This window comes from Streptomyces laurentii, from assembly GCF_040635425.1.
In the GTDB taxonomy this organism is placed as follows: domain Bacteria; phylum Actinomycetota; class Actinomycetes; order Streptomycetales; family Streptomycetaceae; genus Streptomyces; species Streptomyces laurentii.
Map to the genome: position 1 here is coordinate 12,172 of NZ_JBEYHT010000018.1, position 12,613 is coordinate 24,784.

The 12,613-nt window shown below is 70.3% G+C and carries 12 protein-coding genes and 1 pseudogene; 9 read left to right on the top strand and 4 right to left on the bottom strand.

Annotation, left to right across the window (positions count from 1 at the left end):
• Positions 1-190 precede the first annotated feature (190 nt).
• Positions 191-454 carry a hypothetical protein gene (locus ABZ693_RS14120; protein ID WP_359876227.1) on the bottom strand — a complete coding sequence of 88 codons (264 nt, stop codon included), beginning with the start codon at positions 452-454 and terminating at the stop codon, positions 191-193.
• Between the two features lie 12 nt (positions 455-466).
• Positions 467-745, bottom strand: a complete 279-nt coding sequence (locus tag ABZ693_RS14125) for a hypothetical protein (protein ID WP_359876228.1) — start codon at positions 743-745, stop codon at positions 467-469.
• 78 nt (positions 746-823) lie between these two features.
• Here ABZ693_RS14125 and ABZ693_RS14130 point away from each other — a divergent pair, with 78 nt between their 5' ends.
• Both ABZ693_RS14130 and ABZ693_RS14135 read left to right on the top strand, forming a co-directional pair.
• Positions 824-1,579: a GntR family transcriptional regulator gene (locus tag ABZ693_RS14130; protein WP_359876230.1), complete on the top strand. Its 756-nt coding sequence runs from the start codon at positions 824-826 to the stop codon at positions 1,577-1,579.
• A gap of 1,246 nt (positions 1,580-2,825) precedes the next feature.
• Positions 2,826-3,221, top strand: a complete 396-nt coding sequence (locus ABZ693_RS14135; protein WP_359876232.1) for a DUF6578 domain-containing protein — start codon at positions 2,826-2,828, stop codon at positions 3,219-3,221.
• A gap of 8 nt (positions 3,222-3,229) precedes the next feature.
• Here ABZ693_RS14135 and ABZ693_RS14140 read toward each other — a convergent pair whose 3' ends face one another.
• Positions 3,230-3,532 (bottom strand): hypothetical protein, encoded by a 303-nt coding sequence (locus ABZ693_RS14140; protein WP_359876234.1) that lies wholly within the window; start codon positions 3,530-3,532, stop codon positions 3,230-3,232.
• A gap of 167 nt (positions 3,533-3,699) precedes the next feature.
• Between ABZ693_RS14140 and ABZ693_RS14150 the strand changes: the two genes are divergently transcribed.
• The 7 genes from ABZ693_RS14150 (at position 3,700) to ABZ693_RS14180 (ending at position 10,861) form a co-directional block, all read left to right on the top strand.
• Entirely contained in the window at positions 3,700-4,293 is a 594-nt protein-coding gene (locus ABZ693_RS14150; protein ID WP_359876235.1) for a histone deacetylase, read from the top strand.
• A 122-nt stretch (positions 4,294-4,415) separates the two neighbouring features.
• Positions 4,416-5,363: a BRO family protein gene (locus ABZ693_RS14155; protein WP_359876236.1), complete on the top strand. Its 948-nt coding sequence runs from the start codon at positions 4,416-4,418 to the stop codon at positions 5,361-5,363.
• Between the two features lie 116 nt (positions 5,364-5,479).
• Positions 5,480-6,397 carry a DUF2797 domain-containing protein gene (locus ABZ693_RS14160; protein WP_359876237.1) on the top strand — a complete coding sequence of 306 codons (918 nt, stop codon included), beginning with the start codon at positions 5,480-5,482 and terminating at the stop codon, positions 6,395-6,397.
• Positions 6,398-6,472: 75 nt separating this feature from the next.
• Positions 6,473-7,396 (top strand): amidohydrolase family protein, encoded by a 924-nt coding sequence (locus ABZ693_RS14165; RefSeq protein ID WP_359876239.1) that lies wholly within the window; start codon positions 6,473-6,475, stop codon positions 7,394-7,396.
• A 79-nt stretch (positions 7,397-7,475) separates the two neighbouring features.
• On the top strand, positions 7,476-8,270 hold the full coding sequence (locus ABZ693_RS14170) for a response regulator transcription factor (RefSeq protein ID WP_359876240.1): 795 nt from the start codon (positions 7,476-7,478) through the stop codon (positions 8,268-8,270).
• A gap of 192 nt (positions 8,271-8,462) precedes the next feature.
• Positions 8,463-10,016 carry an MFS transporter gene (locus ABZ693_RS14175; RefSeq protein ID WP_359876241.1) on the top strand — a complete coding sequence of 518 codons (1,554 nt, stop codon included), beginning with the start codon at positions 8,463-8,465 and terminating at the stop codon, positions 10,014-10,016.
• Between the two features lie 35 nt (positions 10,017-10,051).
• Complete coding sequence (locus ABZ693_RS14180) at positions 10,052-10,861, top strand: TetR/AcrR family transcriptional regulator (RefSeq protein WP_359876243.1); 810 nt, start codon at positions 10,052-10,054, stop codon at positions 10,859-10,861.
• Between the two features lie 149 nt (positions 10,862-11,010).
• Here the strand turns inward: ABZ693_RS14180 and ABZ693_RS14185 are convergent.
• Positions 11,011-12,555 (bottom strand): annotated as a pseudogene (locus tag ABZ693_RS14185) (MDR family MFS transporter); the annotation flags it as partial.
• Positions 12,556-12,613: the final 58 nt, after the last annotated feature.

Sequence of the window (12,613 nt, forward strand, 5' to 3'; positions counted from 1 at the left end):
TCCCCCGATGTGTCCGGGGTGACCGGCGGGTGGCAGGGACATGCGCATGCCTCGTAGACCACGGGCATGCCGACCTCAGCCGGCGCGGCGGAAGCATGCGCGCACTTGTCGTGCGTGCCGATCCGGCACGAGCTTGACCAGTACGGAACAGCGCTCGCGCGCATCACACGGACGTGCTGGCGGGGAGGCATCAGTAAGCCTCCGACGCCACGAAGCAGGTGTGCGCGACGAGGTTGTGGAGCACGGCAGCCGAGCGCCGAGACGCGCGTTCCTCGGTAGCCAGTACGTACGGGCGGACGAGGGCGGTGTCCTCGCCGGCAAGGAGATCGGCGCCGGTGCGCTGTCCGGGAGCGGCGGGCGCCAGTCGGGCGGGTGTCGGGGAGAAGCAACGCGCGCCGGTCGGGGCGTGCCGCTCTCTGGTGCGCGTGATGGCGCGGCGGATACGGTTGAGCACGCTGATCAGCTCCTATCGCTGATGGCCAGGTCCCCGGACATCGCCCGTCGCGGGGACCACTTTGCGTACGACGGCCCACAGGGTGCGGCCGCCAAGGCTGGTGGCGAGGAGTCCGAACCGGTCCGCCTGCGCCACCACTTCCAAGACCTCCTGCCACGTCTCGGCAGAGAGGGACTCCGGCACCTCCGCTTCGATCGACGTGTGTCGGGCGTGCTCCTCCACGCGCGCGGTGAGCCCGACAGCGGACAGCCCGGCGGCGATGGCCTCCGCACGTACTTCTGGAGCAGGCACAGGGCAGCCTCCGTCACCGGCGATCACTTTTAGTGAAGCTGGTTAACTAGATTAGGGCTAGTGGACTAGATTTTCCATATGCCTGAGCAGCCGCCTTACCTGCGCATCGCCGAAGAGCTCCGGCGGCGGATCGCGGAGCACGAGTGGACGCCCGGAGACCGACTCCCTTCCAGGGCCCAGATCGCCCAGGGGTACGGGGTGGGCGAGAACGTCGTCCGACGTGCGCAGGAACTCCTGATCTCCCAGGGCGTACTGGAAGGCCGCGCAGGGTCGGGGACTTACGTGTCCGAGCCCCGGGAACGGCTTCGAATGGTGCGTTCCGCGGCGCGCGAGCAGCCCGACGGCTCACCGTTCCGGGCGGACATAAGGGCACTGGGCAAGCGGGGCGGCTGGGAGAGCCGGACCGATGCCAAGGTGCCCGCACCGGCAGAGATCGCCAAGCGGCTCGGCATCTCCGAAGGCGACCTGTGCGTCCGCACCACGTACGAGTTCCTCGCCGACGGCCGGCCCGTGCAGCTGTCGACGAGCTGGGAGCCGTACGACCTGACCGCCGGCACCCTCATCGTGCTCCCGGAAGGCGGACCCCACGCCGGGGTGGGCGTCGTGAACCGGATGGCCGCGATCGGCGTCACGATCAGCCACGCCGTCGAGCAGCCGGAGCCGAGGCGGGCGACCGCCGAAGAGGCGTCGCTCCTCGGGGTCCAGAAGGGCGCGCTCGTCACGCACATCCGGCGGACGTACTACAGCGACGACGGGCGACCTGTGGAGACAGCAGACATCGTCGTGCCCGCAGCGCTCTGCGAGATCGTCTACGAGGTACCCATCAGTCGGTAGTGGCTCTGGCGAACAAGTCCGACGAGCAGGCGCTGGGAGTTCTGGTTCGCGGATTGTGAAACATGGGTGCCACGCGCTTGGGGCGTCTGTCTGTGACTACTTCCGCCGCGCTTCTATCAGCGAGCCCACGACAAGATGGGGTACGCGACGGAGGTGGACATCGAGGTGCTGGGTGCCACGAGGTACGGGCAACGAGGCCCTGTGCGCCACGACATGAAGGGCTCTGGTCGTAACTGCCCTACCGGCTGCGCCCCTTAGGAGTCGGCGCGGAACCTTAGGATGAGTGCTGCGCCTCTAGCTCTTCCCCTTGTGCGTCGTCGATCTGTTCGCAGGAGGTGACGGCCTCACCCTGGCGGTCAGGGTGTTGGAAGGGAAGGAGGTGCCCGGTGATGAGCTCGGACATGAGTAAGTCCCGCAGGAAGTGGTCCGGCCCCGAGAGGTGGCAGGTGGGTCTCTCCCTGATGGGGGTGCTTGTGGCGATCATCGCCTTGGCGGTGCAGGTCATGCAGTAGCTGCACCGTGACCGCTGAGAATGGCTGTGGAGCTGGGTGCAGTTGAGCCCAGCCGAATGAAGGACGGCTGGGCTCAGTACTGCGTGGCGGGGGTCCGACCTGGGTGGTGCCGGGCCGGACCCCGGCCATCCACAAATGTGGACTTCTCTTGTTGAGGCGAATAGTACACCCATGGAAATGCCCAGGTCAGAGACGTGATCGAAGGGGCAAGAGGTGTGCGCTCGGCCGAGATCAAGGTGCTCGAACTGCTCACAACCTAGACATGCCGGAGAGATGAAGCATCCCCCAGAGGCCGGGATTCTCTGGCACGAGGGACGGCCGTCGTGCGGTACAGCAGCGGCGTACAGCAACCGCAGCAACCGCACCTGACCAAGGGCGTCCCAGAGGGGTTCCTCTCCGGCCGGTATGACCACCCCTGACCGATCCGGCTAGAGCTACGGATCAGAAGGTTGCAGGTTCGAATCCTGCCGAGTGCACAGAGTCAAGAGGCCCGGACGAAAGTCCGGGCCTCTTGCGTTGTCGCGTCGCATAGCGGCGAAGTGCCGCGACCGGTCAGGCGGCCAAGCCGCGGGCTGAAGACTCCGAGGTGTCCTCCGGGGGCTTCCGCACTTCGGCAGGCTGGGGAGGGCTCAACCGGCCGCGCGGCCCAGGGCACCGGACGGCTTCCGTCGAGCAGCCCGAGCCCGGAGACAAATCCCTGGTGGGTGAGGAATGGGTCGGCCGACAATGACGGCATGACGTTGACGGTCTGGATCGATGATTGGCAGATGCAGTGCTGTGGTGCGGACTTCGCGCCCGGGGATCTCGTCTCGTGGACGCTGCTGGAAGTCGATCCGGAGGACTATGCCGACATCGTCGGTGGCGAACGTGCGGACGAGATCGACTTCCGCGAGGAGCATCACGGCCAGGAGGAGGGGCACGCCCCCACCTCGGTGGAGGTCGTGTCGATCGTCGAAGTGCACTGCCCTTACGAGGTGCTCCCGGGCACCGCGGACAAGGCGAGCTACCCCGTTCCGGGTTCGACCGTGCTGGTTCCGGTCGAGAAAGCGGACGGGTGGGCGGAGGCGCGGAAGGGTGTTCGCTTCGCGGGATACCTGGTGACGGTGCGGCGGACCGCCGAGGCGCCGTAAAGGGGAGGTCACCCCAGCGTGGACGGGTCGATTCCGTAGAGGGCGGCGGCGGCCAGGGCTTCGTCCGCTGTGCAGGTTTTCTGGCCGTTGGCCGGGGCGGGCCACAGCGGGACCAGGGTCGACGCGAGGGATGAGGAATCCATGCGCAGGTAATGGCAGGTGGCGTTGATGCGCAGGGCGAGGACGTACATGCCGGTGGAGTCGGTTTTGCCGGGGGACGGCAGCACCGTGTCCGCGGCGGTGATCAGGCGCTTGTCCTTCAGGAAGTCCAGGGCGCCCTCGGGGGTGTGCGCGTACCCCGTGGTCGCCATCGGCTGGTAGGCGGCCGGGCCGGCGGGCTGCTGGGTGAGGGGCCCGTGCCGATGCCGCTGCGGACGATGTGGACGCCCCTGCGCGACGGCGTGACGTGGCCGGACGGCGCGGTGCGGCTGCGGTCGTATCCGATGTAGGGCGGCCGGCGGCGGTAGCGTCGGGTGGTGTGGATGTCTGGTACGTCGCGTATGGGTCGAACATGCGGGCCGAGCGGCTCGGGCGGTATCTCGCGGCGTGCCGGGATCCGGCGGCGCCCCGGGCGTCGCGGGCGGTCGTGACGGCGGGGACCGTGTACTTCGCGACCGAGTCCCGGCGGTGGGGCGGGGGCCGGGCGCTGTGCGATCCCGGCGCGCCCGGGACGGTGTGGGCGCGGGCGTATCTGCTGACCGCCGGGCAGTTCTCCGACATCGCCGCGCAGGAGATGTACCGGACCGCGGGCGAGGACCTGGACCTGAGCGAGGTGGTGGCGCGCGGGCGGGTGGAGTTCGGGCCCGGGCGATACGAGACGGTCGTGTGCTGCGGGGAGCCGGCGGGGGTGCCGCTGCTGACGTTCACCGCGCCGTGGGCCCTGGGCGAGGTGACGCTGCGCCCGCCCGCCGGGGCGTACCTGTGGCAGATCGCGGCCGGGCTGCGCGAGGCCGGGGCCTGGGACGACGAGGAGATCGTCCGCTATCTCGCCACCCGCCCCGGCGCGGCCGGGCGTTGGGGTGTGGCGGAACTTCGCGGGCTGATTGCCGGGGATTTCCCGAAAACAGGCTGATCCATCACGAAAGACCGTTAACATCCTGATTACGGAGAACCCACACCTTCGGGTGAACCGAACTGATATCCATGTCAGTTGAATATGCCTTCGGCCTAGCTTGTGCGTGGAGGTGATGACCGGTGAAGGCCACCGATGCCATCGATGTCGACGACTTCGTGTACGCCGCCACGGGGACGCGGCTCAGGAGGCTGACGCTCCCGGACGGGACGCACTGGTTCCCCGCCGTGGACGCGGCCCGTCAGCTCGGGTACGCCAGCGCCCGGCAGGCTCTCCGGGCGCATGTCGCCCCGGCCATGCACACCACGGTCGGGGAACTGCCCTGGAAGCGCGACGCCCAGGAGTCCGCCGACTCCGACCGGAAGACCCAGGACATCCCCAAGGGACTCAAGGAGTCGACCCGGGTCGTGTGCCTCGAAGGGCTCGTGCAACTCGTCACCGCCTCCGGCCGCGTCGAGGCCGGGCCCTTCAAGTCGTGGGTCGCCGAGGTGGTGATGGGCATTCAGCGGGACGGTTCGTACGGTCTGGAGCTCTCGCCCCTGCGCGCCGCCGGGTTCGTGCTGCCGCAGCACCTGCTCGACGTCCTCGTACGACTGGAGGAGGGCAACATCGAACTCGACGCCGAGCAGAGCGCGCTGCTGCGCGAGGCCGGCCGGGATCTGCACCGGATCGCCGACCGGATCTCGGAGTCCCTGGACCGGTTCGCGTTCCCGCAGATCCCGGCCCAGCGCACCCTCGGCACGCCCCCCGCGGGCCCTGCCGCGCCCCCGTCCGCCGACGGCGCCGACGAGGGCACGGACCCCGGCACCGCCCTCACCCCGCAGGAACTGCTCGACTCCTGGTCCGCGCGGAACGTCGTGGTCAGCGACGACATCCACGCCGTCGCCTCCTACCTCGCCCCCGCCCTCGTCCGCGGCGGGGTCCGCTACCGCCTGGAGGAGGTTGCCCGCCGCACCGGGCTCACCTCCGACCGGGTCCGCGACTGCGTCCGCATACTCGTCGAGCGCGGCTGCATGCGGCACGCGGGCGGCACCGGCGCCGACGGCGGACTGCTCTACGTCCTGCCCTGATCCCTGCCCCTGATCCCTGCCCCTGATCCCTGCCCCCTGATCCCTGACGGCCGACCCCCGGCCCCTGATCTTGCTGTTCCGCCTTCGCTGTCAGTGGGGCGTACGAGACTGGCCCCATGGTGGTGTGGCGAAGTGCCGGCGTGTCCTGGCAGGGCGGGCGGCCCGCGCTGCGGTGGGAGGGCCGCGGCGGCCGGCTCAGCGCGCTCGGATACGGACGGGACCTGGCCTTCCGGGCCCTCGGCGCGCGGCACTGCTCCGGCGCCCGCGGCAACCCCTGCCCCCTCGCCGCCGTCGTGCCCGGCCGCGCCACCGGCGGGCGGTGCGCCGACTGCGCGCGCCTCGACCGGGCGCACTCGGTGGCCGCCGACACGATCGCCGACGACCCCCGGCCGTACCGCGTCTACCTCGCCTGGTTCGGCCCCGGCATGGTGAAGGTCGGCATCACCGGCGAGGAACGCGGCGACACCCGCCTGCTCGAACAGGGCGCGGTCGCCTTCTCCTGGCTCGGCCGCGGGCCGCTGATGGCCGCCCGGCGTACGGAGGAGGTGCTGCGGCACGCGCTCGGCGTGCCCGACCGCATCCCGTACGCCCGCAAGCGCGCCGCCCGGTACGTCCTGCCCCCGGCCGCCGAGCGGGCGCGCGAGGTCGAGGAGCTGTACGCGCGGGCGGGTGGCGTGCCCGCCTGGAACGAGACCCTTCAGGCGCTGCCCTGCGAGGTCCACGACCACGCCGAGGCCTTCGCCCTGGCCGAGTTGGCCGCAGTCACAGACGGTGCGCCCGGACCTGCCCCCTACGGGCTCGTCGTCGCCGAACTCGTCGACGGCGGGGTCGTCGCCGGGCGGCTGCTCGCCGCCGCCGGGCCCGACCTGCATCTGCTCGACCGCGACGGGCGGGCGGTCGTCCTCGACACCCGGCTCCTCACCGGCTGGGAACTCGCCGCCGCGCCCGCCGGACACCCGGTGACCGTGCCCGTGACCGCCGCCCCGCCACCGGCCGCCGAGAGCCAAGGGAGCCCGCAGGACCCGCTGTTCTGAGGCCGCCCCGCCCTCAAGCCGGGCGGACACCGCCGCCGTACAGTCGCCTCACCTGCCAGGAGAGGAGCCACGATCATGAGCACGGCGAAGGCCGGGGGCAACGGCGCACGCGAGCCCGAGGCCGGCGAGGTCCGGGAGTTCGTACAGAGGCTCGGGATACCCGGACTCGTCGACGTCCACACCCACTTCATGCCGCGCAACGTCCTCGACAAGGTGTGGGCCTACTTCGACTCCGCCGGCCCGCTCGTCGGCCGCCCCTGGCCCATCGCGTACCGCGCCGAGGAGGACGAACGCGTCGCGTTCCTCCGCGAGTTCGGGGTGCTCGCCTTCACCTCGATGCTCTACCCGCACAAGCCCGGTATGGCCGCCTGGCTCAACGACTGGTCCGCCGGCTTCGCCGCGCGCACCCCGGACTGCCTCCACACCGCGACGTTCTTCCCCGAGGCCGGCGCGCCCGGCTACGTCCGGCAGGCCCTCGACCGCGGGGCCCGGGTCTTCAAGGCGCATGTCCAGGTCGGCGGGTACGACCCGAACGACCCGCTCCTCGACGGCGTCTGGCGGCTCCTCGAGGACACCGCGACGCCGGTCGTCGCCCACTGCGCGTCCGGCCCCGTCCCCGGCCCGCACACCGGCCCGGGACCCGTCGGCGCGCTCCTCGCCCGCCACCCCCGCCTGCGGCTGATCGTCGCGCACCTGGGGATGCCGGAGTACGGCGAGTTCCTCGACCTCGCCGAGCGGTACGAGGGCGTCCACCTCGACACCACCATGGCCTTCACCGACTTCAGCGAGGAGACCGCGCCCTTCCCGGCCGCCGAGCTGAAGCGGCTCGCGGGGCTGTCCGACCGGATCCTGCTGGGTACCGACTTCCCCAACATCCCCTATCCGTACGCCCATCAGCTGCACGCCCTCGAACAGCTCGGGCTCGGCGACGACTGGCTGCGCGCCGTCTGCCACGACAACGCGGCACGTCTGTTCGCCCTCCCTTCGCGCAGGTCCTGACCAGGTCCCTCTCCGGTTCTCAGAGAATTCACAGGGAAGCGAAAGGCTCGTCTCAGGCGGCGCGGCGAACGTCTCCCGTATGACTGCGACCACTTTCCGCTCGCGATCCGAAGCACCCCGGTCCGGCAGCACGGGCGGGGCCGTCCGCGTCCTCGTCGTCGATGACGAGGACGCGCTCGGCGAACTGCTGTCGATGTCCCTGCGCTACGAGGGCTGGCAGGTGCGGCGTGAGGCCGACGGAGCCGGGGCGGTACGGGCCGTCCGGGCGTTCCGGCCCGATGTCGTCGTCCTCGGCCTGGCCCTGCCCGACATGGACGGCCTCTCGGTCCTCGCCCGGCTGCGGAGCGAACTGCCCGAGGTGCCGGTGTTGTTCCTGGCGGAGAAGAGCGCGAGGACGACCGTCAGGACCGGCCGGGACGGCAAGGCCGTGAAGGAGGCCCCCGAGGACCGGGTCGCCGGGCTCACGGCCGGCGGGGACGACTACGTCACCAAGCCGTTCGGCATGGAGGAGGTGGTGGCCCGGCTGCGCGCGCTGATCCGCCGCTCCGGGGCCGCGCGGGCGCGCGCCGGCCGGCCGCTGCTCACCGTCGGCGACCTGACCCTGGACGAGGACAGCCACGAGGTGACGCGGTGCGGCGAGTCCGTCCACCTCACGGCCACCGAGTTCGAGCTGCTGCGCTATCTGATGCGCAACCCGCGCCGGGTGCTCAGCAAGGCGCAGATCCTGGACCGGGTCTGGTCGTACGACTTCGGCGGCAAGGCCAACGTCGTCGAGCTCTACATCTCGTACCTGCGGCGGAAGATCGACGCCGGGCGCACCCCGATGATCCACACCCGCCGTGGCGCCGGCTATCTGATCAAGCCGGCGGAGTGACGACGCGCCTTCCGAAACCGCCACCGCCACCGCCACGCCGGCCACCACGAAATCCTTCGCCACGACCACCTTCGCCACGACCACCCCCACTACGCCGCCGGAGCCGCACTTTCCTTATTTGCTATACAGCGTAAGAGGACTCCTCTACGGTGTACGAGAACCGCGCCTCGTACACCGTATAAGGAGTTGCCCATGACGGCGTCGTCGACCGCCGCGAGCGGATCCGTAGCGACAGGCGGCCATCCCCAGCGCTGGCTGATCCTCGGCGTCATCTGCCTCGCCCAGCTCACCGTGCTGCTGGACAACACCGTCCTCAGCGTCGCGATCCCCTCCCTCACCAGCGAGCTCCACGCGTCCACCAGCGACATCCAGTGGATGATCAACGCGTACTCGCTCGTCCAGTCCGGCCTGCTCCTCACCGCGGGCAACGCCGCCGACCGCTACGGCCGCAAGAAGCTCCTCGCGCTCGGCCTCGCGCTCTTCGGCATCGGCTCGCTCACCGCCGGCCTCGCCGGTTCGACCGCCCAGCTGATCGCCGCCCGCGCCGGCATGGGTGTCGGCGGCGCGCTCCTGATGACCACGACCCTCGCCGTCGTCATGCAGATCTTCGACGACTCCCAGCGGGTCAAGGCCATCGCCATCTGGGCCACCGTCGGCTCCCTCGGCTTCGCCGCCGGCCCGCTGATCGGCGGCGTGATCCTGAACCACTTCTGGTGGGGAATGATCTTCCTGATCAACATCCCGGTCGCCGTGATCGGCCTCGTCGCCGTCCTCAAACTGGTACCGGAGTCCAAGAACCCGAACGGCGAGCGCCCCGACCCGCTCGGCGCGCTGCTCTCCACCATCGGCATGACCGCGCTCGTCTACGCGATCATCACCGGCCCCGGCAGCGGCTGGACCTCCGCCGAGACACTGGTCTCGGCCGCGGTCGGCCTCGCCGTCCTCGGCGCCTTCGCGGCCTGGGAGCTGCACATCCCGTACCCGATGCTCGACATGCACTTCTTCCGCAACCAGAAGTTCGTCGGCGCCGTCGCCGGCGCGATCCTGGTGATGCTGGGCATGGGCGGTTCACTCTTCCTGCTGACGCAGCACCTGCAGTTCGTCCTCGGGTACGAGCCGCTGGAGGCGGGCCTGCGGATGACGCCGCTCGCCCTGACGATCGTCGTCCTCAACCTCTCCGGTCTCGGCCCGAGGTTCGTCATGAAGGTCGGTACGGCATCGGCCGTGGCCGTCGGCCTGTCCCTGGTCGCCGCCGGTCTGACCTCGATCGCCCTGCTCGGCGGCGGTACGGACGGCAGCTACGGCGGCATGCTGCTCGGCCTGGTCCTGATGGGCGCGGGCATCGCGCTCTCCAACCCGGCCATGGCCAACGCCATCATGAGCGCGATCCCGCCGGAGAAGGCGGGTGTCGGCGCCGGCGTCAACGGCACGCTCGCCGAGTTCGGCAACGGCCTCGGCGTCGCCATCCTCGGCGCCGTCCTCAACGCCCGCTTCGCCGCGCTCGTCACCGTCACCGCCACCTCGCTCCCGGCCGCCCTGGCCGCGGCGGGCAGCGACGCCGAGCGGCAGAAGATCTCCGACGCCTTCGCCGGCGGCCTGCAGACCAGCCAGCTGGTCGGCGCGGTCGCCGTCTTCGCCGGCGGTCTGCTGGCGGCGGCGCTGCTCAGCCGGGCCGAGCGCGCGGAGCGGCGGGCGGCGGCCGAGGCGGCCGGTGAGGGAGCGGAGGACCAGGTGTCCGCTGCTTAGCATGGGCGTGAGCCACGGACAGACGGAGGAACGCGATGGCCAAGGCAGCGGACAGGGCCAAGAACCCGGCGCGTTCCAGCGTCTGGCTGGAGACGAACAAACGCAGCCGGGCAGCCCGTGGCGGCAGCGGCCCGGCCGGGCTCGACCGTGACCGCATCGTCGTCACGTCGATCCGGATGCTGGACGAGGAGGGCCTGGCCAAGCTCTCGATGCGCAGGCTCGCGACCGAGCTGAACGTCACCGCGATGTCCCTGTACTGGTACGTGGACACCAAGGACGACATCATCGAGTACGCCCTCGACTCCTGCTACGGGGAGGTCGACCTGGCCGCGGTGCTGGCGGCCGACGGCTGGCGGGAGCGGGTCCGGGTGCTCGCGCTCGAGTACCGGCGGATGCTGGTGCGGCACCCGTGGATGTCGGCGGTCGCGGGCCAGTACCTCAACGTCGGACCGCACGCGATCGCCGTCGGCGGCGAGATCCACAAGGCCATCCGGGACAGCGGTCTGCCGGTCTCGCGCACGCCGAGCGCGACGTCCGCCGTCTTCCAGTTCGTGTACGGCTACGGGACGATCGAGGGCCAGTTCAGCCGGGTCGCGCAGCAGGCCGGCATGTCGCAGGACGACTTCTACACGGACTCGATCGCGGCGTTCCGTGAGGAGGATCAGTTCACGGGGACCCTGGAGGAGATGAGCGAGGTCCTCGACGAGCGGCTCTCGCACGGCTCCGTCGACGAGATCTGGGACCGGGACTTCGACTACGCCCTGGACGTGCTGATCGCCGGCATCGAGGTCATGGTCGAGCGCGGCCGCGCGGAGGCGGCGGCGGAGCGGGGCGCGCAAGGGTGACCGTATGACCGTACATACGGAATGACCGTACATACGTAGAAATGACGAAGCGGCGGGCCGTCCCCTGCCCGCCGCTTCGTACGTACCCGGCCGCGCCTCCGCTCGAAGCGCGGCCGGGAGCTTTTCTACTTGGCCGCGTCGGCCGGAACGGCGTCCGCCGGGGCGTCCTGCGGCTCCGGCGCGTCGGCCTTCTTCACCGCGTTGCTCTTCAGCGCGACTTCCTTGATGAAGAGCGTCACGAGGAAGGCGACGAACGCGAACGGCGCCGAGTAGAGGAAGACATCGGCCACACCGTGGCCGTACGCCGCCTCCATGACCGTACGGATCGGGGCGGGCAGCTTGTCCATGTCCGGGATGCCGCTGCCGCCGCCCTGGCCCATGGCCGCCGCGGCCTTCGGGCCGAGCTCGGTCAGGCCCTCATTGACGTACTGCGTGACCCGGTGGGCCATGATCGCGCCGAGCGCCGAGACACCCATCGCTCCGCCGAGGGAGCGGAAGAAGGTGACGACGGAGGACGCGACGCCGAGGTCGGCGGGCGCGACCTGGTTCTGGGTGCACAGGACCAGGTTCTGCATCATCATGCCGAGGCCGAGGCCGAGGACCGCCATGAAGAGGGCGATGTGCCAGTACGGGGTGTCGTACCGCAGCGTGCCGAGCAGACCGAGGCCGGCCGTGGCGAAGGCGCCACCGCTGACCAGCCAGGCCTTCCAGCGGCCGGTCTTGGTGATGATCTGGCCGGAGACCGTGGAGGAGACGAAGAGTCCGGCGATCATCGGGATCGTGAGGACACCGGACATCGTCGGCGACTCGTTGCGGGCCAGCTGGAAGTACTGGCTGAAGAAGACCGTGCCGGCGAACATCGCGACACCCACGAAGAGCGAGGCGAGCGAGGCGAGGGTGATCGTCCGGTTGCGGAACAGACGCAGCGGGATGATCGGCTCGGAGGCGCGGGACTCGACCAGGACGAAGACGAGACCCAGCAGGATCGAACCGCCGACCATGGCGGCCGTCTGCCAGGACATCCAGTCGTACTTGTCACCGGCGAAGGTGACCCAGACGAGGAGCAGGGAGACGGCGGCGCTGATGAAGAAGGCGCCGGACCAGTCGACCTTGACGTCGCGCTTCACGACGGGGAGCTTCAGGGTCTTCTGGAGCACCACCAGGGCGATGATCGCGAAGGGCACGCCGACGTAGAAGCACCAGCGCCAGCCGAGCCAGTCGGTGTCGGTGATGACGCCGCCGAGCAGCGGGCCGCCGACGGTGGCGACGGCGAACGTGGCGCCGAGGTAACCGCTGTACCGGCCGCGCTCACGCGGGGAGATCATGGCGGCCAGGATGATCTGGGAGAGGGCGGTCAGACCGCCGACGCCGATGCCCTGGACGACGCGGACCGTGATGAGCATGCCGGGGCTCTGGGACAGACCCGCCACGATCGAGCCCGCGACGTAGATGGTCAGGGCTATCTGGACCAGCAGCTTCTTCGAGAAGAGGTCGGCCAGCTTGCCCCAGAGCGGGGTGGTCGCGGTCATCGCCAGGAGCGAGGCGGTGACGACCCAGGTGTAGGCGGACTGGCCGCCGCCCAGGTCGGTGATGATCTGCGGGAGGGCGTTGGAGACGATCGTGGAGGACAGGATCGCGACGAACATGCCGAGCAGAAGCCCGGACAGCGCCTCCATGATCTGCCGGTGTGTCATCGGGGCGGTGGAGCTGTCGCCCCGGTCCCCCTGTGCACCCTTGGCAGGTGCGGTGGTA